Raw genomic sequence first — 21,846 nt, 5'->3', positions numbered from 1 at the left:
CCCCGATCGGTGCAAATTGCGGGCGTGCTTAAAAACTCGATTCTCGCAGGCCACCTTGCGGTTCCCGGTGCGCATCGCAACGGAGGCCGCGGAAAGCCGAGAAAGTATCTGGCTCCTACCCCTAGGAGAGCGCCGGAGTGAAGCGTAGAGTGGAAATAGACCGACCGGTCTAATTTGATGCAGTATTTCTTCAAGGGAGAAGAATCATGCGTGTGGCAAGGGACGATGTCGAAGTCAGGATGGAAATTCCCGGCGCGGTGATCCGTCAGCGCAAGGGATTCGGCGACGGGAGCGGATTCGAGTCCATCAGTGGTGAATACTTCACCCTCGCCGCGGGCGTGGACACCACCGCGTTGTTCGAGGGACTGGAAGGCGATCTGTGCCAATGCCCGCATTGGGGCTACGTGCTGCAAGGCCGGATCACCACGACGGATTCCCTGGGCGCTCAGGAAACGGTCGCCGCCCATGATCTCTTCTACTGGCCGTCGGGCCATAACGTGCGCGTCGATGCAGATGCCCAAATCGTCATGTTCAGTCCGGAGCAGCCGCACAGCGAGGTTATCGACCATATGATCAAGAAAGTCGGTGGCTAACCCCTCGTGGACGCACCGTCTGGTCAAATGCACCATCCGACCAAGCAGCTCTTGCTCGATGCGGGGATGCCGATGCTGCTGAAGCAGGGCTACAACGATCTTGGTATCCAGGCACTGCTCGCGGCCACCGGCACGCCGAAAGGCTCCTTCTACCATCATTTCCGGGACAAGGAAGATTTTGCGCTCCAAGTCATCGGGCAGTACATGCGCGGGGTGCACGACGGTCTCGATACATGCCTGACCGATGAGCATCTTGCTCCGCTGGACCGGGTGCGGGCATTCTTCGAGCTGACCCAGCAGAGCTACCGCGAGGAGGGCTATCTGGGCTGTCTCCTGGGAGGTTTGGGCCAGGAACTCTCTGGGGTCAGCGAGGTGTTCCGGCGCAAGATCGATGGGTGCCTGACCCAGATTGCCGAACGCATCGCGGCCTGCCTCCAGCTGGCTATCGAACGCGGCGAGGTTGCGGCCGGGGCCGACCCCCGAATCATGGCGACCCTCTTGGTGGATTGCTGGGAAGGCGCCGCGCTTCGCAGCCGGCTTCGGGGGAATGCCCAGCCGCTGAACGAAATGCTGGACTTCTACTTCACCTCGGCCGTCGGCCGCGGTACGCCGAATCCCTGAAATGAACAGCGCCTGAGCACCGTGCTCCAAGCCTCGCCGGTCTGATGGGCCCTGGCGGATCATGATCCGCATTTAATCGACCTGGCCAGCCACAAGAAGTGCCCACCGGGTTAGGATCGGATCATGTATGGATTGGATTCGACCTCCGGGCCGGTCGCGGGACTGCTGCTGCTCGCCCCGCTGCTCACCGTCCTGGTCGCCGCGGCGGGTGCTTTTGTGGCGCTCAGGGCCCTGCGCTTCCGGACTAAAATCAAAAGCGCCGAGCAATGGTGGGTGCGCGTGGAAAACGCCGTCAACCATTGCCTGGCCGACAGCACGGTTGAGCAGAATTTGGGCACCACCATGCTCGCGCACCTCCAGGGCCAGGGCGAGATGCCCGAGGGCCTGGACGAGGAGCAGCGCCGCGAATGGGAACGGCTGAGCAAATTGCGCTGGAAGGTGCAGCCCGAGGATCTGGCGATGATCCACGATATGGTCAAGGATCTGGCGCTGAGCAAATCGCGGCGCTTTAGCTCGATGGGAATACGCCTGAATCCGGAGCTGCGTCCCGAGCACGAGACCATGATGCGCCAAGCCCAGCTGGCGCTCCGGATCGACCAGAAACTGGGGCGCGACAGCGACCCGGAGATCCTGAAGATCTTCACCAGCGAATAACTATGGCCGAAGGCTCAGCTGCCGGGCATGGAATGCGAAATGCCGGCTGGGGTAGGCATAGATCTCGGCCAGCGTCATTGCCCGGGAGAAAAACGGATCCCAGCGCTCCGGGAAATTCGCCCGCCGCAAGAGCGCGGCGGGGCCCTCCCGATCCAGCTTCCGCTCCAGGGCATTGATGCTCAGCCGCAGCCGGCGCTCCATGCGCCGGTGGTTGAATACCAGCGCCGCCGCGCAGGAGCCGGCGTAGTTGACGGGATGAAACAGCGGGGTTGTGGCGTTCAGCAGCCGGGAGAATCCCGACTGAACGCCGGCGGGGCAGCGCACCAGGACGTGGACCAGCGGGATCAGCGCGCGGACGACCATATAGCCGAACACCATGTGGAAGAGCAGCTGCTCATTGGTCCACCCGGTGCCATTGCTCCTCCGGTGCAGGTCGGCCTTGCTAGCGGTGCGCAGAAGGCGGTGCAGACTTTGCGCATCCTGCCGGTAGCCCTGAACGATCCGGGACTTGGCTTCCTCCATGGCGGTGCACCTCACGCGGAGAATTCGATCCGGTGGGCAATCCACCGAACTTCATTGTAGGCCCGTGCGGATTCGCTCAGCGAAGCATGCGCAACTCGATCATTTGCGGCAACTGCGGATCCGTCTTTTCGGTCCCGTCGAAGGCGAAGCCGTTGCGCCGGTAAAACGCCGTGGCCCGCGGATTGCCCTGGGCCACCCAGAGCACCGCCGGCTCGTCTCCCAGCACCGCATCCAAGAGCCCCTGCCCGATGCCCGTTCCATGGCATTGGGCCAGCAAGTACAGGCTGTACAGCTGCAGCTGGTCTTCGCCATCCAGGCCCGGACCGGCGAGCGCGAAACCGACCAGTTCTCCGTGCGACTCGGCCACGATCCGGCGCAGCGCCGGATTCTGGTCGGCGGCCAGCCGCTTCCAGAGGGCGCGCCGTGACTCCAGCTGCTCCGCGGTGAAGTAATCGGGCGGCAGCTGGTTGGCGTAGCTTTGCTTCCAGCAGCGGGTATGCAGCCGGGCAAGGGCCTCGACATCGGCCGGTCCGGGGGCGCGCAGGGTGAAGTCCATGGGCTAGCCGGCGGTGTATTCGGCCAGGTGCTGGCCGGTGAGCGTGCCGGAGCCGGCCAGCTGCTCGGGGGTCCCTTCGAAGACGATGCTGCCGCCGTCGTGGCCGGCGCCCGGGCCCAGATCGATCACCCAGTCCGCGTGGGCGACCACGGCCAGGTGGTGTTCGATGACGATCACCGTATTGCCTTCGTCCACCATTTCATCAAGCAGTCCCAGCAGCCGGTCCACGTCGGCCATGTGCAGGCCGGTGGTGGGTTCGTCCAGGATGTAGGTTCCCTGCCCCTTGCCCAGGTTGATGGCCAGCTTCAGGCGCTGGCGTTCGCCGCCGGAGAGGGTGTTCAGCGGTTGGCCGAGCTTGATGTAGCCCAGGCCCACCTGGTTCAGCCGTTCGAGCATGGCCTTGGCCTTGGGGATCTTGAGCTGGTCGAATGCTTGTTCGATGCTCAGGTTGAGCACCTCGGCGATGTTCAGCCCGTCCAGCTGGTATTCGAGGACCTTGGCGGTGTAGCGCTTGCCTTCGCAGACCTCGCAGCGCAGTTGCACCCCGGCCATGGTGGCCAGATCGGTGTAGGTGAAGCCCACCCCGTTGCAGTTCGGGCAGGCCCCTTCCGAGTTGGCGCTGAACAGCGCTGGCTTGACGGAATTGGCTTTGGCGAAGGCGGCGCGGATCGGGTCCAGGATCGAGGTGTAGGTTGCCGGGTTGCTGCGCCGGGAGCCGCCAATGGCGGACTGGTCCACCACCGCGACGTCCTCGCGCTTGGAGATGGTGCTGTGGATGAGCGTGGACTTTCCGGAGCCGGCTACCCCGGTGATCGCGCACAGCACGCCGCGCGGGATGTCCACGTCGATATTCTTCAGGTTGTGGGTGCTGGCCGCGCGGATCTGCAGCGGGTCCTGGCCGCTGCGCACGGACCGCTTGATCGGCACCCGGGCGGAGAAGTGCCTGCCGGTCACGGTGTCGCTGGCCAGCAGGCCTGCCAGGTTGCCCGCGTAGCTGATGTTGCCGCCGTGCAGCCCGGCCCCGGGGCCGAGGTCGATCACGTGGTCGGCGATCTTGATGACCTCGGGCTTGTGCTCGACGACCAGCACCGTATTGCCCTTGTCGCGCAGGTCGCGCAGCAGGTGGTTCATGCGCTGGATATCGTGCGGGTGCAAGCCCACCGTGGGTTCGTCGAATACGTAGGTGACATCGGAGAGTGCGCTGCCCAGGTGCCGGATCATCTTTACGCGCTGCGCCTCGCCGCCGGAGAGTGTGCCGGCCGGGCGGTCCAGTGAGATGTAGCCCAAGCCGATCTGGATCATGGAGGCGAGGATCGCGCGCAGATTGGCCAGCAGCGGTGCGGCGTCTTCGATCGCGAGCTTCTCGAGCTGCGCATGCAGGTCGGTGACCTGCATGGCGGTCATCTGGGCGATGCCCAGGCCCGCAATCTTCGAGGCGCGCGCCTTCTCGCTCAACCGCGAGCCGTTGCAGGCGGCGCAGGGTGCGGTGGTGGAGATGCGCTCGATCCAATCCCGGATATGCGCCTGCTTGATTTCCCGGCCGGAGTGGATGTAGTTGGACTTGATCCGGGTGATCAGCCCGGAGTAGCTCATATTCGCCCCGTTGAGCTTGACCTTGCCCGGCTCCGCGTAGAGCATCCGCTCCAGCATGTCCTTGGGCATGTCCTTGAGCTTCACCTGCAGGTCCGGTTCGGTGCCTGCGGTCAGCGTCTGCCAGAGCCAGGAATCCGGGGCGAAGTTTGGGGCCGTGATGGCTCCCTCGGCCAGCGTTCTATCCCAGTCGAGCAGTTCGTCCAGGTCGATGCTCGCCTCGGTGCCGAACCCCTCGCAGCTCGCGCAGGCCCCCTCGCCAAGATTGAACGAATACGCTCCGGCCCCGCCGGCGCTCGGGGTGGAATAGCGCGAGTAGAGCACGCGCAGCAGCGAGTACGCGTCGGTGGCGGTGCCCACGGTGGAGCGCGAGTTCGCCCCCATGCGCTCCTGGTCCACCACGATCGCCGCCGACAGGTTTTCCAGCACCTCGACATCGGGCCGCGGCATCGAGGGCATGAAGGACTGGACGAAGGAGGTGTAGGTTTCGTTGATCAGCCGTTGCGACTCCGCGGCAATGGTGCCGAAGACCAGCGAAGACTTGCCCGAGCCGGAGACTCCGGTAAAAGCGGTGATGCGGCGCTTGGGGATGTCCGCATCCACCCCCTGCAGATTGTTCTCCCGTGCTTGGCGGACGCGGATCAGGTCATGGGTATCTGCAGGATGCTGGGTCATGAGCTAAATCCTACCCAGTTCCCGCAGCAGCTCCCTGGCCCGGGTGCGCAGTTCGCCGCTCAGATTGTGCAGCGGGGCCGGCAGGGCGGAGTCCGAGACCATCCCGAGCTCCCGGGCCAGGCCCGCGATGGCGCGGGCGCTGCCGCCGCAGGCGGTGTAGAACTCCCACAGGCCGGCAAGCTGCCCCGATTCGGTGAGCGCCCGCTCATGATCCGACTCGCTGGCCGGTGCGCAGATCCGCAACGCCAGCTCCGGCAGGGTTCCGGCGAGCACGCTGTACCACCCGTCGCATCCGGCGGCCAGTCCCGCCGCGGCGACGGCATCTCCCGAAATCCCCAGGGTGACCTCCGCCGGGATCACCGAACGGATCGCGGCGAGGTGCTCGCGTGCCGCTTGCGGGTTAGCCGGCAGCGGTGGGATCTTGATCGACGCGACGTTTGGCAGGGCACTGATCCTCGCGTAGAGCTCCAGGCTGAAGTTGAAGTGGGTGGTGCCCGGGTTGTCATAGAGGATCACCGGCAAGGTGCTCGCCGCGCAGACCGCGGCAAACAGGGCGAACACCTCATCTTCGGTCAGCGGCTGATAGCTGACCGGGGCCAGGAGCAGTCCTTGGGCCCCGGCCAGCTCGGCCGAACGCACATTCGCCAAGACCTGCGAGGTGCGCAGCGCACCGACGCCCACGTATACCGGCAATCCGTTGGCGGCCGGCACCGCCAGCTCGGCTGCCCGGGCGCGCTCGCCGGGATCGAGGTAGGGGTACATGCCGGTGGAGCCGAGCACGGTGATTGAATCGACGCCGCTGCCAGATAGCCGTTCGATGAGCGCGGTGAAGCGTGGCTCGTCGAGGCGGTCCTCGACCAGGGGAGTGAGCGGGAAGGCGCTGAGCCCGGAAAACATATCGAGGTGCTCCAAGTCATGGGCGGAGAGGATGGCCCTCTCATTAAACCCGGGGGCGTCAGGGCGGCAGAATATGACGCGGTGCAGGTAACCTGGTATCCCTCGTCGGGCTGGGGCGCTAGCGTTTAATCGTTGTTCGGAGACGGAACGCTCAATGGATTCGCCAAAGCGCGGGATTCTCTGGACAAAAGGCGAGAGTTGGCGGCATTGAGCCACGTCTCATCCATATGACCTGTCTCATGGTTTCTAAGAACCGAGTGCAGGCCATAACATGGTGGATGCATGTCGTGCGCCACAAAACCCGTGGGTTCGACGCCCCTCAGCTCATCACACATCATTCGTCACCATGAAAGAAGCACATGAACCTGTTGAAAAAGATCCCACTGCTTGGGTGGATCCTTGTTGCTATCGTCCTGGGCATTCTGCTTGGGCCGGTGATGCCGGTGTGGCTGGGCAGCGCATTCCTGACATACAACTCGATCTTCTCGGGATTCCTGAGCTTCATCGTGCCGCTGATCATCTTGGGCCTGGTGATGCCCGCGATCGCCGAGCTGGGCAAGGGTGCCGGCAAGTGGCTCGGTGTGACGGCGCTGATCGCTTACTCCTCCACCGTTCTGGCCGGCCTGCTCGCTTACTTCGTGGGCCGCTGGCTGTTCACCTCCGCGCTCAGCGGCGGCGGATTGGAAACCCTGGGTGAGGATTCCGGATCCGGGTTCGAGGCCTACCTCTCGCTGGTGACTTCCGCAGGGGACGGTGCCACCGAGATCGTCTTGGAGCCTGTCATCGGCGTGATGAGCGCGCTGATCCTCGCGTTCGTGATCGGTATCGGCCTGACCGCATTCCGCAGCACCGTGCTCTTCCGCGGTGCCGTCGAATTCCGCACCATCATCGAGATGGTAATCCGCCGCATTATCGTCCCGGCGCTGCCGTTGTTCATCTTCGGAATCTTCCTTGATCTCTCGGCCAGCGGCTCGGCCGTGACCGTGGTGACCAAGTTCCTGCTCGTGGCCGTGGTGTCCTTCGCGCTGACCCTTGTGGTGCTGCTGATCCAGTACACGGTGGCCGGTTCGATGACCGGGCAGAACCCGCTGAAGGCGCTGTGGAATATGCGCGACGCCTACTTCACCGCCCTGGGCACCTCCTCTTCGGCGGCCACCATTCCGGTCACCCTCGCCTCGGCGAAGAAGAACGGCGTCTCCGATTCGGTGGCGGGCTTCGTGGTGCCACTGGGCGCGACCATCCACCTCTCCGGCTCGATGGTCAAGATCACCTGCTTCTCGCTGGCCGTGCTGCTGCTCACCGGCGGCAACGTCTCCTTCGGCGCTTACCTGCCATTCATCCTGATGCTCGGCGTCATGATGATCGCCGCTCCTGGCGTTCCCGGCGGTGCCATCGCGGCCGCCGCGGGCCTGCTGGCGCAGATGCTCGGCTTTGGCGAGGTCGAGGTCGGACTGATGTTCGCCGCTTACATCGCGCTGGACAGCTTCGGCACCGCCACCAACGTGACCGGCGACGGAGCCATCGCGTTGATCATGCACAAGCTCACCCGCGGCAAGCTCGGCGCGCAGGCGCAGGATCCTGCCGATGAGCAGGTTGAGGTCATCGCGGGCAGCGGCAAAGAGTCGCACACCCTGGCCGACTAGCTCTTCGCACCATCAAAAAGCACCTGGGACCAACGCATAAGCGTTGGTCCCAGGTGCTTTAAGCGCTCAACCGGTGTGCTTGTCGCGATGGGGCCGCAGTAGTTCAAGGAACGTGGCTACGGGCCGGGGACGAGGACATTGTCGTGAATCCTGATCCATCCTTCGGATTCCAGCTCGCGGGTATCAGCGTCATCCCTGACTAGGGAAGCCGCAAGGCCGCTGGGTGGAGTCGACGCGGTCATTATCACGTCGGTTGCTCCCAGCGAACTGCAGCCGGAAAACCAATGGGGATCTGCGCCTGGGGGAACAACGATGATGCAGCCTAGCGAGGAATCAGGGGAGGCGGCTACGAAATACCGGACCTGTTCGTGGGTAGTCAGGTGCCTTGAACTTTCCCGGTCTATGGCATCTCCCAAATCAACCGCTGCGGGCAGGGCATCCTCGGAAGCGAATTGCTCATCCAGTGCCTGAATCCCGCTATGCCCGGAGCACGCGGTGAGTGCCAGCACCCCACCGATGCCAATGACTGCTAAAGAAATCCTACGCATGCGCATTTTCGAACCCTCCGGGTGGACGTTAATGAAAGGCTACCTCAGCACAGGTTTCAGGTCCCGCGGCTGATGTTTTCTTGACCCCAAGCGATCGGTTCGTCCTAGTTCCTGCCCGATGAAGGAACCATTACCGGGCATAGCATTCGTTGTTTGGCTTCCATACGAAGGACGGGCAGGCAAGGCGGTAGGTTTGAAGCATGACACGGATTCGCAGAGCCGTTTACGGACTTTCGGTAGGTACGCTCGCGGCGCTATTGACTGGATGCGCAATTGACAGCCTCATCTGGGGAAACGATGGTGCCCAGGTGATTCAAACGACCGAGCAGCTTGTCAGTGATATGGCTTCGGGCGAAACGCCAGACACTGTCTGCGAGGATTCCGTTGCGGATCTCGGATCGCCCAGCGACTGGTCGGGGCGTTCCGCCGGCGAGCCGGAGGAGTTCTTCGCCGGGCATTGGGTTGATCAAGCGGCGCTCGACCCTCAGTGGAGCATCAATCTAGAAGGTCTTCCCGAGGGGGCAGTGCCCGGCACCGACTACCCGGGAGACGTCTTTTATCGCGAAACCGACGATGGACTATGCGTGATCGACGTGTCTTGGTCGACGCTCTTCGCCGTGAACTGATCAGCTAGGCAACTGCGCGGCAGCTCGTTTGCTGTCTGCTCTCCCGGTCCGTGAAGGCGCGTGGTCTCATGCGCCGCATCCTCTGCCTGCTAGCGAAACGACTTCAGGGACTGTTCGCGGAGGATCGGTAGCGCGGCGGCTCCCGCCAACACCGCCCAGACGCACAGCAGCGGGACGGGCCCGGTTAATGCCGCGATTGCTCCGCCCAGTAGTGCAGCAATAGGCATGATGCCCAGGGTGATGGTCCGTTGGGCCGAGCCCACGGTGGCCAGTTCCTCGGCAGGAACACTACGTGGCAGGACTTCCGCCCCGGCAACTGCGGATATCGAAACCAGAAAACTCCATGTGAGGGATTGGGCCGATAGCCAGATGAGTTCGTGGCCGGGCAATTGCTGGCAGGCGATAGCCATGGCTACAGCGGGAACCGAAAGGAACGCTGCCGCGATTCGAAGCGTTCTCAGACCGAATTTCGCCGAAAGTCGCGGTGAAAGGCCTGCTCCGAGGATGGCGCCGATCGCGGAGACGATTCCCAGGGCGGCGAACGCTGCAGGTGCAACGCCGAGGTCCCGCAAAAGGAAGACCGGCAGCACGGTGTTACCCAGCATGACCCCGGCGTTCGTCAGTGCTCCGGACTGGGTCAAGGCCCATAAGGCAGGTACTCGGTGCAAGGTCTGGAATCCGTCGCGGAAACTCCCTTTTCCCCGGCGTGCCGGACTTCGCTGGGCAGGGGCTGAATCTAACTTGATGCCGCGCTGGAACAGGACAGACGCCGCGTAGGAGCATATTGCCGCCCAGATCATGCCGGGCATACCGAGCAATCCCAAGGTAAGGCTGCCGGTGGCCGCAGCAGCGGTGGATGCTGTCTGATTGACGATGGCCAGCCGTGAGTACGCGTGTTTCAAGCGTTCGGTCTGGACCAGCCGCGGAATGACAGTGCTTTGGGCGGTGGTGAACACGACATCTGCGAATCCGATGACCACCGCGGCGCCGATGACCACGGCATCCGAAAGCCAACCGGCATAGAGCGATGCGAAAAGGCCCAGCAGTACCAGGCACCGGGCAATGGTGGCCACGCGCATGGCCCGATGTCGGTTCCTCAACCGGTCAATGAGCATGCCAACCGGCACGCCTAGCAGAAGGAACGAAGCCAGCCCGATCGAGTTGAGGATCCCCACAAATCCCGTACCGAAGCCCAAAATGGAGACCGCCAGGATGGGCAGGAGCGTCCGGGCCAGCACGTCGCCAAAACCCTCCGCGGCGCTGGTCGACATCATAGAGGTGAAGGCGCGGGGGAGCCTTGGCGGTGTTTGCTCGGCTAGCGCGGTCGGATCGTGAAAGGTCATGGGCTCCCAAACTTCGTGTCAGGCATTTCCTTACACCTTGTCAGCTACTGGCTGACAAAACAAGAAGTTCGCCTAGACTGGTTTCATGGGAAATGAAATCGGCGGCGTCAAGGACATTGCCAGTGCCGACCAACCGTTCATGTGTTCGTTCTGCCTCCGATCGCGTGAAGAAACGGGCGTTCTGGTGGGAGCGCCAGCGGTGGGTATCTGCCGTCAATGCGCGGAGGCTGCCCTAGGGCTTTTTCACAAAGCGGATCCCGAGGCGCACTCGATTGCGCGTGCCCCATGGGACATCTTGAATGACGCGGACCTGCTCCGGCAGCTTCCCCGTGTGGCCAAGGCGCGAGACGACGTCGAGGGCCACCTTCGCAACTGGGTCTCTGCCGCCAGGGTGCGGAAGCTGAGCTGGGCCAGCATCGGAGAATCCTTGGGGATGTCGCGCCAGTCGGCTTGGGAAAGGTTCCACCAATCGACTGCCGCCCAACGCGCCGAGGATGGGCAGTAGCCGGAGCCAATTGAGGTTCGTCCGCACGGCAAGAAACTGGCCGGCCGCACCCGGGCGCGGAGAGTATCATAGCCGTTCCCGCGCAAGGGTCGGCCGGCGTTGACGGTGATTAACCCAAGCGTTTCCCAGCCTGTATCCCCGATTGACGACTCGTGTTCCGATGCGGACAATGGTCGGCAGCCTTGAAATGCATAAGGCTGGATCGCGGCTGGAATTGCAGTCATGGCAGTGACTGACGCGAGTTCGATGATCCCATATTCGATCACCGTCGTGACGGTGGCCGACCAGCGCTAAGACCGTGCCCGATGGATTGATCAGACGCTTCACTTCGAGCTGAAGCGAATTCTCATTGAGGGGCATTATTTTCCTCCGTGTCCCAGCGCTCGGCGCAGCGTGATGCCCGGATCAAATGGTGCTAGCCCTAGAAAGTGTACTAACGCTATGGCACACTTATGTGCCATAGCACTAGTACACTTTCGGGAGGCAAATTCAATGATCATGATTCTGTACATGGCAGGCCCAACTGTTGTTGCACTGCTCATAGCGTTAGCTATGGCGCTTTTCGGCCGGCGAGCGCACTTGGTCCTGCCCGAAGCCGTACGTCGATCCACTCTCCTCGGAATGGTCCTCGCGCTTGGAGGCGTCATCGCATTGGCCGCCTGGCCCCTGTACTTGTGGAGGCTGGCAAACCTCGGTGAAGACCCAGTCCTGGTAGTGCAGCTTGTCCGTTATCTGGCCCCACTGGTCTTGACCGTTGTTGCCTTGATCTTCATGGTGGTTCCCGCGCCTGCATCCGGCCCGAGCGGCTCTGCCGCGCTGGCCCCACGCACTCTCCTGACTTTCACTTCTCGTGCCTGGCTAGCTTGCCTGGCCGCTGTGGTGGCTGCGGCGTTCGCCATCGCGCTTTTCGCTGGACTGGCTTCAAGCCCTGACGAACGCGGCAGATATGTGATGTTCACGATGCACCCCGCCGAAGGCGTCAGCGCGAGCACGAATATCTACGGATGGTGGTTTTCGACGCCTTGTTTGATCTTGATCGCGATCATTTGCATCACCGTACTGATCGGTATTGCCTCGATTTCACGTCCAGCACTAGCCAGCGACTCACAACGCGATGCAGGCCAAAGGGCCGTACGCAGCAGCAAGATCTTCTCTGTCGCCACGGGAGGGGTGCTTCTCCACCTCAGCGTCACCCTGCAAACCCTCTCAGGCACGGCCTCGCTCAGCTACTCTCAAACGGGATGGTCGGAGTTCGGAACCTCCTTTGCGGCACTTGGGCCAGTGCTGCAGGTGGCTGCGCTCCTCTCGTCCATCGTCGGCATGGTGTTGTGGTGGTCAGTCTTGATCGGATCACTCGCCACGCGTACACATGAAACCAGCAAGGCAGCGCGGCCATGATCATCACCCTCAGCGATTCAGGCACCCCGATTGTCGATCAGATTCGGGACCAAATTCTCGGGCTCATTACCTCCGGCTTGTTATCCGCCGGCCAGAAGCTGCCCTCCGTCCGGCAACTGGCCAATGACTTAGGCATAGCGCCTGGCACAGTTGCCAAAGCCTATACGGCCCTTGAGGGCGAAGGCTTCCTCGTCACCCGGATCGGAAGTGGTACACGCGTGAGCGCAAATGGCTCGGCCACCCCTGGCGCTGTTCTCTCAGCGGCTACGCACCTTGTCAAAACAAGCAAAAGCGAAGCCGTTGAGCTAGATGAAACGATCCGTATCCTCCGCGCCATATGGTCCACATCTTGACCCGCATTCCGCTCTGGACCTAGGGGCCCGGGCGGGGCGACTTCTCATAGAAATCCAGATGTTGCACCGCCGACCGAACCCAAAACCGGCACTTTCCCGAGTCAGTCCAATCGCACTTGGCATGTCTTGCCGGTTAGCTGACTATCAAGAGTGAATTCAAGCGTTAAGAGCCGAGCTGTCTTCGGAGGCTCGGGAAGATACACCCAAGAGGCCTCCCACCCCGCCGCGCTCCCGGCGACTTGTCCGGCGCTCAACCGGTAAGTGGTCCCCGCGTCGTCGGAGATGACCGCTCCAACCGGACCAAGAACGAGCTGGCCGGGCATTGATGGCGGGTCTCCCGCGGCTTCCTCCCCATCACGGTTCCTCAGCTCGGCCCATTGCGCCAATTGCTCTTCGTAGCGAACGTCGCGCTGCCACGTCTCGTGGCTGCGAATGCCTTGAAAGTAGATCCTGACGCCTTCGCGTCCCAGCCATTCGTCGGAAACGATCGGTACATCGGCCATCGCTTCGATGCCGGCAAACCGTACGTCTACGCCATCATTGGTTGCGACAACAAGATCTGCCGGAGCTGAAACAATCCTCATCATGTGGCCAGCCTAGCGCTACCGGCGTGGATTCTCTTCGGGTATTGCTGCTCCGATCCCGTACGCCGATCCACCACCGGAACTTCTGGCGCCGAGACCTCGATTCCATTCATGGTTTTCCCTCTTTGAACCAAAGGCAAAGAATGGATGTGGACGGATGCGGCTCGTGCCTCGAGCTTCATTGCCAGACCCGGACGCTGCGAGTCTGAGCTATGCCCCAGGTGATGGTGGGTATGGAGAGACATCCGCGGGCATCACCTCTACGCTTCGGCGAAACCCGGATGGCCGCTCAAGCCGGGGTAATCGCGCAGTTGGGGCGACTGCGCTTCCAGCAGCCGTCGGAGACCGTGCGCACCGCCAAAAGCACCTGGGACCAACGCTGATGCGTTGGTCCCAGGTGCTTTTGCGCTCAACCGTTGTTCGGAAGCTACTTCGTGCCGGCTGGCACGCCGATGCGATCCAGGAGATCGTTGGCCACTTCGGCGAAGTAACGCTGCCCCCATTCGGTGAGGTAGCCCTGCTCGATCAGCTTCGTATCGACCTTGCCGACCAGCTCCAGATAAGCGGACCGGGTCCCGTAGCTCTGCGCAAATTCTTCCGCGGAGATCAGCTCCATCGAGCCGTATACCGCCCCAGGGTGCGCTGCCCCGTGGAACTGGCCCAACGGGTGCTCCAGCAGCCCGTAGCGCAGTCCGCCGGCGGCATTGCCGTCCGCGCCGCGTACCAATTGGCCCGCCGACTGCTCGAACCACTGAGAAGGCGCGGCTTCGCGATTTCGCTTGGACCAGTTGATCAGCGACTCGGTGGCCGCAACGACCGCAGGTTCCAGCGGAAAGGTGTTCAGCGTGCTGCGGAATGCCTCGTCGTGCACCGCGGTATTCGGCAGTCGTCCGGAACGGTAGATTTCGGCATCCGCCGGGACGACCGGCGACAGCAGATCGGTGTGCGGCGTGCCCGGCACCTGCCAGTGACGTCGATTCTCCGTCAGTTCCTTCTCGGCCAGGGTGGCGGCCCCGAACAGGCCTGCATCGCCCTCGGAGGTGACCGTGATGAACGGGACATCCAGCGCCGGCTCGGACCCGGGCACCGTCGCCAGCCCGCCGGCCTGCGGCTGGGCCAGAGGACGCTCGAGGACGGCTCCGACGGTGTTCAGGTACCCGTCGAAGACCGGTCCGCGGTTGGCCTCGGTGACGGGCTCGTGGAAGTTCGAGGCATAGGTGTTCAGGTAGAGTCCCGACTGGGATTGGCCCATGAGCAGCACGGTTTTCGCCTGCTGGCCGCCAAGCAGCGCGCGGCCTTGCCTGCTCTCCAGCAGCGTGCCCACCTGGGTGATGATGTCCCAGGCGAGCCCTTCTTCGGCTCCGGGCACCACCATGAACGGGTCGAAGGACGAGGGGTCATCGCGGTCGGCGATGATCGGTTCGCGCTCAGCGTCCGCGGTATCCCAGCTCAGCGGCGCATAGCGTTCGGGGTCGAAGTTCTTCAACGCGTCGACCTGGATGGGCTTGGACGTCACGCCGATGATCGTGTGGCCTTCTTCTACGGCCCAGTCCCACATGCGCCGCAGGTGGTCCTCGCCGGGAAAGCCGTTGGAGGCGTTGAGGATGTCCACGAGCACCACGCCAGAGGAGTCCGCCTTCTTGGCCGGGCGGCGCACCAGCAGGTGGTTGGTATACGGCACGTTTTCCGTGACTACCTGCAGTTCGCCCTCGGGATTGCCGTAGACGTTCGCTTCACCGCGCAGGAAGAACTCTTCCTCCACGTAGCCCAGCTCCGAGACATCCGCCGGCACCCGAGCGTGGCTCAGGGAGGACCAGGGATAGCTATCCCCGGTGGCTTCGATCGGCCCGAGCACCTCGGGGACGACTTCGAGCGTGCCGCTGCCGGGGTACGGATGCTTGGCCGGGGCCGCCCCCGCCGGGGAGGCGAGCAAGCCCAGGCCAAGCGCGCCGAGGCAGGACGCCGCCAAGAGCTTCCGGTATCGCAGGTTTCTGGATTGATGAGGCACGATCCACTCCTTCGTGGGGCTAAGGTGATGATCGGGATGCATCTGCGCACCCCCTGATCGCCAGCATCTTAGGGGCCAGATCGGGCAGTCCACTGGTTGCCATAACTTGCCGGCACCACTTCGCAGAGCAGGTTAAATGCCGGTGGCCCGGTGCCTTGGCACAGCAATTGCTATGCCAAGGCACCGGGCCGCCGCAGTCGATTCAGCGGGGAATTAGATCCACATCGCCGGGTCGATGTACTCCGCAGGATCCACCGCGGGCTTATGCTCATCTGGCTTGCGCGGTCGGTTCTGCGCCGGAATGCCGGTGACGATCGAACCTGCTGGTGCGTCCTTGACCACCACCGCGTTCGCGCCAACGGCCGAGTCGGCACCGATGGTGATCGGGCCCAGGATCTTTGCGCCGGCACCGATGACCACGCGGTCCTCGATGGTCGGGTGGCGTTTGGTCTTGGCCAGCGACCGGCCGCCCAGGGTCACCCCGTGATAAAGCATCACGTCGTCGCCGATCTCGGCGGTTTCGCCGATGACGATTCCCATGCCGTGGTCGATGAAGAAGCGCCGCCCAATGGTGGCACCGGGGTGGATCTCGATGCCGGTGATCGCACGGTTCGCCTGCGAGAGCAGCCTGGCCGGCCAGCGCAGCGAGGGGTTCTGCCACATCTTGTGCGCCAACCGGTGAATCCAGATGGCATGCAATCCTGAATACACGAAGAAGTTCTCGGTATCGCTGCGTGCTGCCGGGTCATGGGAGCGGGCGTTGGCGAGGTCTTCACGTAACCGGGAGAAAAAACTCATATAAACAACCTTAGTGCGTGCTGCATGCTGAGGTGCCGCTGAATTGGGCACATGACAAATCGGCGCAAACCGCACCGCGGACCTATTAAGATCCAACGACGGGTCACGCCGATTTATTCGCGAAGAAAGAAACTATTTCTTAGCCGCGGATGTCATCGAAGAGCAGGGTGGAGATGTAGCGCTCACCGAAGTCGGGGATAACGGTGACAATCTGCTTGCCGGCGTTCTCTTCGCGGGCCGCGATCTGCAAGGCGCCCCAGACGGCTGCGCCGGCGGAAATACCGCCGAGGATGCCTTCCTTCACGCCCAGGTCGCGTGCCACAGAGACCGAATCCTCGATCGAGGCGTCGAGCACCTCGTCATACAGCTCGGTATCGAGCACCTCAGGGATGAAGTTCGCGCCCAGACCCTGGATCTTGTGCGGGCCCGGCTTGCCGCCGTTGAGAATTGGTGAATCCTTGGGCTCGACCGCAACGATCTTCAGGTTGGGGTTCTTTTCCTTCAGGTAACGGCCAGCGCCGGTGATGGTGCCACCGGTACCGATGCCGGCCACGAGCACGTCGATCTTGCCATCGGTATCTGCCCAGATCTCCGGGCCGGTGGTGTCCGCGTGCACCTGTGGGTTCGCGGTGTTCGCGAACTGCTGGGCCCAGATGGCGTTGTCCGAGGTGGCCACGATTTCCTTGGCCTTCTCTACCGCACCGCGCATGCCATCGGCACCCGGGGTCAGTACGATCTCGGCACCATAGGCGCGCAGCATCACGCGGCGCTCGGTGGACATGGTCTCCGGCATGGTCAGGATGACCTTGTAGCCGCGGGCTGCGCCAACCATGGCCAGGGCGATGCCGGTGTTGCCGCTGGTGCCTTCAACGATGGTGCCGCCTGGCTTCAAGTCACCAGACTTTTCGGCGGCATCGACGATGGCTACGCCGATGCGGTCCTTGACCGAGTTGGCTGGATTGTAGAACTCCAGCTTCACCGCGACGCTGCCCGGCAGCCCTTCGCCTAAGCGGTTGAGCTTCACCAGGGGAGTGTTGCCGATGATCTCGGTGACATTGTTGTAGATCTTGCCCATGTATACGCAATCCTTACGTGACTCGATGCAGGCCGCTGATGCCCGGCGAGGGTGGTTGGAGAAGTCCGTGAATACGGCGTTTCGTCCCTAAAGTTTCACTACTAACCCTAATCGGCTGGTGCGCCGCTTAGCTCTCGTTAAGCCATTGGGCGTAATATTTCCTGACTTTTGCGAGCTTCGGGTCAATAATGACTCGGCAATACCCGACTTCTTGGTTCTCCGAGTAGTAATCTTGGTGCACTTGCTCGGCCGGGTAGAAATCTCTCGACTCCTCGATAGTCGTCACGATCGGGCTCGGGTAGAGTGCCGCGTACTTCTGCATGCTTGCCTCGAAGACTTCGCGCTGGCTTTGATCCAGCGGGAACATCGCCGAACGATACTGCGTGCCCACGTCATAGCCTTGGCGGTTGAGCGTCGTCGGGTCGTGCACGGTGAAGAACATGTCCAAAATGACTTCGGCCGGAACCACCTGTTCATCAAAGATGACCGCAACCACCTCGGCGTGACCGGAGGTGCCCGAACACACCTGCCGGTAATCCGGATTGCTGGTGTGTCCGCCTTGGTACCCGGAGAGCACCGCGTGCACTCCGCGGGTGCGCTGGTACACGGCGTCGAGGCACCAAAAACAGCCACCGGCAAGGACAAAGGTCGTCAGTTCGGTGTCCGCCACGGTCATTCGGGCGGAGAAACGATGGGGTGTGTCTAATCTGAGAATACTCACAGAGTCCATAACGTCGCGGCGTTGCATTATGTTCCTGACCCAGTTGCACGGCGTAGGGTGGAAGCATGCAGAGCAAGGCTAATACCCCGCAGGATCCGGAGCAGAAGAACCCGGCTTCGCCGTCCGCCAATCTTTCTACCGTGAGCGATGAAGCGGCAGAAAACGTCGAGGCCGACGCTAATATCAGTGCCACGACCTTAGGCGACGTGCTTGAGGCCGTGGAAGAACTGTGGCCGCAGTCGTTGGCCGAAGATTGGGATGCCGTAGGCCTTGTCACCGGCCGCACCACCGCCAAGGTGAAGAAGATCGTCCTGGCAGTGGACCCGACCTTGGAGGTCATCAACGATGCGATCGCGCGCGACGCCGACCTGCTGATCACCCACCATCCGCTGTTATTGCGCGGAGTGACCCAGGTGGCGGGCACGAGCTTCAAGGGCGAAGCAATTCACCGGCTGATCGAAACAGGCACCGCCTTGTTGACCGCCCACACCAATGCCGACAATGCGATTGGCGGCGTGAATGACGCCCTCGCCGACGCCTTCGGCCTCAAGGACTGCGTGCCGCTGGTCGAATCCAAGGATGGCCTGCCCGAAGAGGGGCTGGGCCGGGTCGGCTTCCTGGACAAGCCGATGAAGCTCGAGGACTTCGCCGAACGCGTGTATTCCGTGCTGCCTGCGGTAGCCGGCGGCGTGCGCGTGGCCGGGGAGCGTCTGGGCATCGTCCGCAAGGTCGCATTGTGCGGCGGGGCCGGCGACTCCCTCTTCGACGCGGTGCGCGCGCACAAGGCCGATGTCTATGTCACCGCGGATTTGCGCCACCACCCGGCCAGCGAGGCCCGCGAATCAGCCGACGGGGGACACCCCTTCCTCATCGATGTGTCGCATTTTGCCTCGGAATGGGTTTGGCTTTCGGCCGGCGCCCGGGCGCTGCAGAACGTCCTGCAGGATCTGGGCCACGAGGTGGAGATCGAGGTGTCGCAGATCAACTCCGACCCTTGGGACTTCGTGCTCACCCCCTAGTCATGCTGCATCATCTAGAACTCTGGGTGGCCGACCTGCGCGCCAGCACCAGCTCGTTGGGCTGGCTGCTGCTGCGCCTGGGATTCGACGTCGAATCCACGTGGGCCAGCGGCATCAGCTATCGGCAGCAGGACTTCTACATCGTGCTCGAATCCGGTCCGGACGTAATCGATGCCCCGCATCAACGCTGCGCCCCGGGAATGAACCATCTGGCGTTCCATGCCGGAAGCCGCGCGCAGGTCGATGAGCTGACCGCCGAGGCGCTCGAGCACGGCTTCACGCTGCTGTTCCCCGCGGAGCATCCGCATGCCGGAGGAGCAGAACACTACGCCGCGTACCTAGCGGACGCCGCCGGTTTCGAGGTCGAGCTGGTCGCCCGCCGCTAGCGCAACAGCAGCTGGCGGCGCCCCGGTGGATCAGCTACCGGGTCACCGCCAGAAATTGCCTTTCGCCGCTAGCGCACCTTGACTTCAATGATCTTGGTCTTGGTTTCTCCGACCTCGTTGCTCAGCACCGCCTGGTACTGGTAAGTGCCGGGTGCTCGCTGGCTCAATGCGGTGACGGCTTTTTGCGCTGCGGGGGTAGCAACCCTCAGCTCCTGTTCGTCGACGAGCTCACCATTCTCGTAGAGGCGATAGCCGCTGGCATTGGTGCCCCACCATATGTTGGTCTCAAGGTTAACCCTCCCGCCGGTCTTCTCGGCGGATCCGCTGAGCACGCCCGTCGCTGGGTTGGCGTCCGTAACCTCCAGCTCCAGCTCTTCGGTCCTCGTGGTTCCGGCAGCATTGGTGAGCACGGCTTGGTAGACGTACACCCCGTTGGGCTTGCCGGCAACGTCTACCGTCGCCTGCTGGGCCGTAGGCGAATTTGGTTCGAGCTCTTGGCGGGAGATCTCCGCGCCGTCCTCCAGCAGCACGAATCGTGAAGCATTGGCGCCCCACCACAGGTTCATGCTGACGGTGTAGTCACCGTCCTTCAGGCCAGTGTCATAACCGTTATCGTGCGAAAGCACCGCACGCGCCGGTTGGCTGGTCTCTGAGTCCTGGGGCGCTTGCGGAAGCTGCGTGGCGGCCAAAGTGTACTGGGCTTCGACCTGGCGCAAGCCATTTTTTGCCGTCGAAACCTCGGTGTAGGCGTCGAGGGTGCCGGCTTCGATATCCGACGCGGAAAGCTTTCGGGTGGCGCTCGCCGTCTGGGATTGCCCGGCTTCCAGCGCGGAAAGATCATTTCCGGCCCCCTGCAGGTCCGTGAGCCGAACGTTGCCTTCGTTGGAAACTGTGAGTTCGTAGGCAACGACGTCACCGAGGGAGGCGAAGCCATCATCGTCCTTGTCGACGAATACCGGTTCGGCGACCGAGATGCTCAGCCCGGGATTGCGTTCAAGGAGGTCCACTTCGTCCCCGGTGATCTGGTATTCGTCAACAATCGCATTGAACTCATTCAAGCGTCCCGAGGTCCAATGAGTTGCGGGGACGAAGAATCCGTCGGCTACATCGTCAGCGGTTACCTCGTGGGCAGGGGTAGTGCAGGCATAAGACTTGCCGGCGGCGAGGTTCGAATAGCGGCAGTTCCCCGAAGGGCTGGGCTCACCTACCGGTTTGGCCGCAAAAGGTGAAAAGTTGCCTTCCGTGGGAACGACCCACTGGTTGATATTCCCCGTGTTTTTCACCAGGAAATGATAGGGAAGTTTCTCCCCGACCTGATAAGGATCCGCTGCTGGATCACGGTCGGCATCGCCACGTTTTCCAGTGACCTCGATGCCCGTGACTTCCCTGCCGGCGATGGCGGTTTCCACAACAGCCTGCGAGGTCTTGCCCGAGGCGGTGATGAACTGCAGTTGAAGGTTTTGTCGGCCGTTGGCCACGGCGGCGATATCCACCGGCAGCGCCACCGTAGTGCTTTCGCCTGCTGGCAGGTTCGCTACATCCACCGGTTCCGCCGAGAAGTTTTCGGAGGAAGCGAACTGCACCGAACCGGAGAGCGGCTCGCTTTCCTGGTTGGTGATGGTCACTTCAACATCCTGGGTGCTTCCGGCCGCGGCGCTGAAGCCATCGGCAGACAGTGGTGCACAGACGTAGTTCAGCCACTGTTCATCGAAGGAAGCGAACTGCATGTTGTTGGTGTAGCTCGCCTCAAAGAAGACACCGAACTGTCCCTTGTCTAAGGCGGTAGCCACCGAGTAGGCGGAGAATCCGCGGCGGATGGTGCGCAGGCCGGGCCAGGTCTTGCCGTCGTCGCAGGAGACTCGTGCCGAAACGTTCTCACGTGCGGTTTGGGAATTGGAGCCGGTGTAGAGCAGCTTCTTGGCCTCTGCGCTATTTGCTTCGGCGTTTGGGTGCATTTGCGTCACATGAGCGTTGTTTGTTGGATCGGGAAGGTTCTTGTCCTGTTCGACCTTCGAATAGCTATGCCCTCCGTCGTCCGAGACGGCAACTTTTCGGTAGCCGCCACCGGCTGAATCGCGGGAGTTGAGCATGATACGCCCATCGGAAAGCTCGACAACTTTATTCTCATCCATCGAATGCCCGGTGAATTCGCCGCGCTGCCAGGTTTTTCCGTGGTCATCGGAATAGATCGAATATGCCTGGATGGATCGTGAACCGTCCGGCTGCATGACGTCGCCGGCGTACTGCTGGATCAGGCGTCCGGCATATGGCCCGCGTGCGACTTGAATACCCTCGCCGGATGTCGCGAATGTCCCACGCACTGCCCCAGGGACCGCACTATCTCCGGGTTTGACTACGTCGGTGATCAACCGTGGTTCGCTCCAGGTTAGCCCGGCATCCGTTGAATGCACCACGGCTGCGCTCAAGACATTGCGATTGGAGTCGTCATTGCCCCAGGCGCTTCCGTGGAAGCCCTGGTCTTTGGAGTACACGAAGAAAGCGAAGACCTTTCCGCCCTCTCGGTCCACCACGTAGCTTGGATCCGAATAGCCGTATTTGCCTTCTGCTGCCGAGCCGGAGAATCCCGCGGCAATAGTGCTGAGCGGGCCCCAGGTGGCGCCGTTGTCCGTGCTTCGCCGCTGGACAATGCTGTTGGCATTGGGGGCATCGGCGGCGCTGCCTGGACGGGCGTCCCACGAAGAGATGACAACTCCGTTTCCAAGGTGTGCCA

Annotated in this window: 23 protein-coding genes; 11 read left to right on the top strand and 12 right to left on the bottom strand. The window is 62.5% G+C overall.

Features of this window, described 5'->3' with window-relative positions; genetic code table 11:
* Positions 1-212: 212 nt before the first annotated feature.
* The 3 genes from ACT3TP_RS08015 to ACT3TP_RS08005 all read left to right on the top strand — a co-directional run bounded on the left by ACT3TP_RS08015 (position 213) and on the right by ACT3TP_RS08005 (position 1,868).
* Positions 213-593, top strand: coding sequence for a hypothetical protein (locus tag ACT3TP_RS08015; protein ID WP_219844238.1), 381 nt, complete (start codon positions 213-215; stop codon positions 591-593).
* A 27-nt stretch (positions 594-620) separates the two neighbouring features.
* Positions 621-1,214 (top strand): TetR family transcriptional regulator C-terminal domain-containing protein, encoded by a 594-nt coding sequence (locus ACT3TP_RS08010; protein WP_444615888.1) that lies wholly within the window; start codon positions 621-623, stop codon positions 1,212-1,214.
* Positions 1,215-1,337: 123 nt separating this feature from the next.
* The gene (locus ACT3TP_RS08005; protein ID WP_096286964.1) at positions 1,338-1,868 is read left to right on the top strand and encodes a hypothetical protein; all 531 of its coding nucleotides are present in this window, start codon (positions 1,338-1,340) and stop codon (positions 1,866-1,868) included.
* On the opposite strand, the gene ACT3TP_RS08000 is transcribed toward ACT3TP_RS08005, so the two are convergent.
* The 4 genes from ACT3TP_RS08000 to ACT3TP_RS07985 all read right to left on the bottom strand — a co-directional run bounded on the left by ACT3TP_RS08000 (position 1,869) and on the right by ACT3TP_RS07985 (position 6,108).
* A complete protein-coding gene (locus ACT3TP_RS08000; protein WP_444620312.1) occupies positions 1,869-2,405 on the bottom strand; it encodes a DinB family protein in 537 nt (178 codons plus the stop codon).
* Between the two features lie 61 nt (positions 2,406-2,466).
* Positions 2,467-2,946 (bottom strand): GNAT family N-acetyltransferase, encoded by a 480-nt coding sequence (locus ACT3TP_RS07995; protein WP_444620310.1) that lies wholly within the window; start codon positions 2,944-2,946, stop codon positions 2,467-2,469.
* Between the two features lie 3 nt (positions 2,947-2,949).
* Positions 2,950-5,211: an ATP-binding cassette domain-containing protein gene (locus ACT3TP_RS07990; protein WP_444620308.1), complete on the bottom strand. Its 2,262-nt coding sequence runs from the start codon at positions 5,209-5,211 to the stop codon at positions 2,950-2,952.
* Between the two features lie 3 nt (positions 5,212-5,214).
* Complete coding sequence (locus ACT3TP_RS07985; RefSeq protein ID WP_444620306.1) at positions 5,215-6,108, bottom strand: dihydrodipicolinate synthase family protein; 894 nt, start codon at positions 6,106-6,108, stop codon at positions 5,215-5,217.
* Between the two features lie 359 nt (positions 6,109-6,467).
* Here ACT3TP_RS07985 and ACT3TP_RS07980 point away from each other — a divergent pair, with 359 nt between their 5' ends.
* On the top strand, positions 6,468-7,751 hold the full coding sequence (locus tag ACT3TP_RS07980; protein ID WP_444620304.1) for a dicarboxylate/amino acid:cation symporter: 1,284 nt from the start codon (positions 6,468-6,470) through the stop codon (positions 7,749-7,751).
* A gap of 116 nt (positions 7,752-7,867) precedes the next feature.
* Here the strand turns inward: ACT3TP_RS07980 and ACT3TP_RS07975 are convergent, their stop codons facing one another.
* A complete protein-coding gene (locus ACT3TP_RS07975; protein WP_444620302.1) occupies positions 7,868-8,305 on the bottom strand; it encodes a hypothetical protein in 438 nt (145 codons plus the stop codon).
* A gap of 194 nt (positions 8,306-8,499) precedes the next feature.
* On the opposite strand from ACT3TP_RS07975, the gene ACT3TP_RS07970 reads away from it, so the two are divergent.
* Positions 8,500-8,925, top strand: a complete 426-nt coding sequence (locus ACT3TP_RS07970) for a hypothetical protein (protein WP_444620300.1) — start codon at positions 8,500-8,502, stop codon at positions 8,923-8,925.
* Positions 8,926-9,014: 89 nt separating this feature from the next.
* On the opposite strand, the gene ACT3TP_RS07965 is transcribed toward ACT3TP_RS07970, so the two are convergent.
* Positions 9,015-10,268, bottom strand: coding sequence for an MFS transporter (locus ACT3TP_RS07965; protein WP_444620298.1), 1,254 nt, complete (start codon positions 10,266-10,268; stop codon positions 9,015-9,017).
* Positions 10,269-10,353: 85 nt separating this feature from the next.
* On the opposite strand from ACT3TP_RS07965, the gene ACT3TP_RS07960 reads away from it, so the two are divergent.
* The 3 genes from ACT3TP_RS07960 (at position 10,354) to ACT3TP_RS07950 (ending at position 12,524) form a co-directional block, all read left to right on the top strand.
* On the top strand, positions 10,354-10,773 hold the full coding sequence (locus ACT3TP_RS07960; RefSeq protein ID WP_096287045.1) for a ClpX C4-type zinc finger protein: 420 nt from the start codon (positions 10,354-10,356) through the stop codon (positions 10,771-10,773).
* A gap of 510 nt (positions 10,774-11,283) precedes the next feature.
* On the top strand, positions 11,284-12,171 hold the full coding sequence (locus ACT3TP_RS07955) for a hypothetical protein (protein ID WP_444620296.1): 888 nt from the start codon (positions 11,284-11,286) through the stop codon (positions 12,169-12,171).
* A complete protein-coding gene (locus ACT3TP_RS07950; protein ID WP_444620294.1) occupies positions 12,168-12,524 on the top strand; it encodes a GntR family transcriptional regulator in 357 nt (118 codons plus the stop codon). The genes ACT3TP_RS07955 and ACT3TP_RS07950 overlap by 4 nt, the downstream gene beginning before the upstream one ends.
* Before the next feature lie 101 nt (positions 12,525-12,625).
* On the opposite strand, the gene ACT3TP_RS07945 is transcribed toward ACT3TP_RS07950, so the two are convergent.
* Complete coding sequence (locus ACT3TP_RS07945; RefSeq protein WP_105569104.1) at positions 12,626-13,111, bottom strand: hypothetical protein; 486 nt, start codon at positions 13,109-13,111, stop codon at positions 12,626-12,628.
* A gap of 230 nt (positions 13,112-13,341) precedes the next feature.
* Here ACT3TP_RS07945 and ACT3TP_RS07940 point away from each other — a divergent pair, with 230 nt between their 5' ends.
* Positions 13,342-13,491 (top strand): hypothetical protein, encoded by a 150-nt coding sequence (locus ACT3TP_RS07940; protein WP_444620292.1) that lies wholly within the window; start codon positions 13,342-13,344, stop codon positions 13,489-13,491.
* Positions 13,492-13,535: 44 nt separating this feature from the next.
* On the opposite strand, the gene ACT3TP_RS07935 is transcribed toward ACT3TP_RS07940, so the two are convergent.
* The 4 genes from ACT3TP_RS07935 to msrA form a co-directional block, all read right to left on the bottom strand.
* The gene (locus tag ACT3TP_RS07935) at positions 13,536-15,116 is read right to left on the bottom strand and encodes an alpha/beta hydrolase domain-containing protein (RefSeq protein WP_444620290.1); all 1,581 of its coding nucleotides are present in this window, start codon (positions 15,114-15,116) and stop codon (positions 13,536-13,538) included.
* A 213-nt stretch (positions 15,117-15,329) separates the two neighbouring features.
* Positions 15,330-15,914, bottom strand: a complete 585-nt coding sequence (gene epsC / locus ACT3TP_RS07930; RefSeq protein ID WP_096288809.1) for a serine O-acetyltransferase EpsC — start codon at positions 15,912-15,914, stop codon at positions 15,330-15,332.
* Between the two features lie 139 nt (positions 15,915-16,053).
* Positions 16,054-16,989 (bottom strand): cysteine synthase A, encoded by a 936-nt coding sequence (gene cysK / locus ACT3TP_RS07925; RefSeq protein WP_444620289.1) that lies wholly within the window; start codon positions 16,987-16,989, stop codon positions 16,054-16,056.
* 127 nt (positions 16,990-17,116) lie between these two features.
* Positions 17,117-17,644, bottom strand: coding sequence for a peptide-methionine (S)-S-oxide reductase MsrA (msrA, locus tag ACT3TP_RS07920; RefSeq protein WP_444620398.1), 528 nt, complete (start codon positions 17,642-17,644; stop codon positions 17,117-17,119).
* A gap of 131 nt (positions 17,645-17,775) precedes the next feature.
* Between msrA and ACT3TP_RS07915 the strand changes: the two genes are divergently transcribed.
* Both ACT3TP_RS07915 and ACT3TP_RS07910 read left to right on the top strand, forming a co-directional pair.
* The gene (locus ACT3TP_RS07915) at positions 17,776-18,729 is read left to right on the top strand and encodes a Nif3-like dinuclear metal center hexameric protein (RefSeq protein ID WP_444620287.1); all 954 of its coding nucleotides are present in this window, start codon (positions 17,776-17,778) and stop codon (positions 18,727-18,729) included.
* Between the two features lie 2 nt (positions 18,730-18,731).
* Positions 18,732-19,115 (top strand): VOC family protein, encoded by a 384-nt coding sequence (locus ACT3TP_RS07910; protein WP_444620285.1) that lies wholly within the window; start codon positions 18,732-18,734, stop codon positions 19,113-19,115.
* A gap of 68 nt (positions 19,116-19,183) precedes the next feature.
* Here the strand turns inward: ACT3TP_RS07910 and ACT3TP_RS07905 are convergent.
* The coding region (locus ACT3TP_RS07905) for an exo-alpha-sialidase (RefSeq protein ID WP_444620283.1) at positions 19,184-21,846 on the bottom strand (2,663 nt) is incomplete at its 5' end.

The sequence above is a fragment of the Glutamicibacter sp. AOP38-B1-38 genome (assembly GCF_052377485.1).
Taxonomy (GTDB): Bacteria; Actinomycetota; Actinomycetes; order Actinomycetales; family Micrococcaceae; genus Glutamicibacter.
Note: the sequence above shows the minus strand (reverse complement) of the source record. Positions and strands in the feature narration are given on the sequence as shown.

What these genes read in the sequence shown, in the direction of transcription:
- ACT3TP_RS08005 (WP_096286964.1), top strand. Translation starts at nt 1,338, where the DNA reads ATGTATGGATTGGATTCGACCTCCGGGCCGGTCGCGGGACTGCTGCTG.
- ACT3TP_RS07955 (WP_444620296.1), top strand. Translation starts at nt 11,284, where the DNA reads ATGGCAGGCCCAACTGTTGTTGCACTGCTCATAGCGTTAGCTATGGCG.
- ACT3TP_RS07950 (WP_444620294.1), top strand. Translation starts at nt 12,168, where the DNA reads ATGATCATCACCCTCAGCGATTCAGGCACCCCGATTGTCGATCAGATT.
- ACT3TP_RS07940 (WP_444620292.1), top strand. Translation starts at nt 13,342, where the DNA reads ATGGAGAGACATCCGCGGGCATCACCTCTACGCTTCGGCGAAACCCGG.
- ACT3TP_RS07910 (WP_444620285.1), top strand. Translation starts at nt 18,732, where the DNA reads ATGCTGCATCATCTAGAACTCTGGGTGGCCGACCTGCGCGCCAGCACC.
- ACT3TP_RS07960 (WP_096287045.1), top strand. Translation starts at nt 10,354, where the DNA reads ATGGGAAATGAAATCGGCGGCGTCAAGGACATTGCCAGTGCCGACCAA.
- ACT3TP_RS07990 (WP_444620308.1), bottom strand. Translation starts at nt 5,211, where the DNA reads ATGACCCAGCATCCTGCAGATACCCATGACCTGATCCGCGTCCGCCAA.
- ACT3TP_RS07915 (WP_444620287.1), top strand. Translation starts at nt 17,776, where the DNA reads ATGCAGAGCAAGGCTAATACCCCGCAGGATCCGGAGCAGAAGAACCCG.
- cysK (WP_444620289.1), bottom strand. Translation starts at nt 16,989, where the DNA reads ATGGGCAAGATCTACAACAATGTCACCGAGATCATCGGCAACACTCCC.
- ACT3TP_RS07985 (WP_444620306.1), bottom strand. Translation starts at nt 6,108, where the DNA reads ATGTTTTCCGGGCTCAGCGCCTTCCCGCTCACTCCCCTGGTCGAGGAC.
- ACT3TP_RS07980 (WP_444620304.1), top strand. Translation starts at nt 6,468, where the DNA reads ATGAACCTGTTGAAAAAGATCCCACTGCTTGGGTGGATCCTTGTTGCT.
- epsC (WP_096288809.1), bottom strand. Translation starts at nt 15,914, where the DNA reads ATGAGTTTTTTCTCCCGGTTACGTGAAGACCTCGCCAACGCCCGCTCC.
- ACT3TP_RS07995 (WP_444620310.1), bottom strand. Translation starts at nt 2,946, where the DNA reads ATGGACTTCACCCTGCGCGCCCCCGGACCGGCCGATGTCGAGGCCCTT.
- ACT3TP_RS07945 (WP_105569104.1), bottom strand. Translation starts at nt 13,111, where the DNA reads ATGATGAGGATTGTTTCAGCTCCGGCAGATCTTGTTGTCGCAACCAAT.
- ACT3TP_RS08010 (WP_444615888.1), top strand. Translation starts at nt 621, where the DNA reads ATGCACCATCCGACCAAGCAGCTCTTGCTCGATGCGGGGATGCCGATG.
- ACT3TP_RS07975 (WP_444620302.1), bottom strand. Translation starts at nt 8,305, where the DNA reads ATGCGCATGCGTAGGATTTCTTTAGCAGTCATTGGCATCGGTGGGGTG.
- ACT3TP_RS07970 (WP_444620300.1), top strand. Translation starts at nt 8,500, where the DNA reads ATGACACGGATTCGCAGAGCCGTTTACGGACTTTCGGTAGGTACGCTC.
- ACT3TP_RS07965 (WP_444620298.1), bottom strand. Translation starts at nt 10,268, where the DNA reads ATGACCTTTCACGATCCGACCGCGCTAGCCGAGCAAACACCGCCAAGG.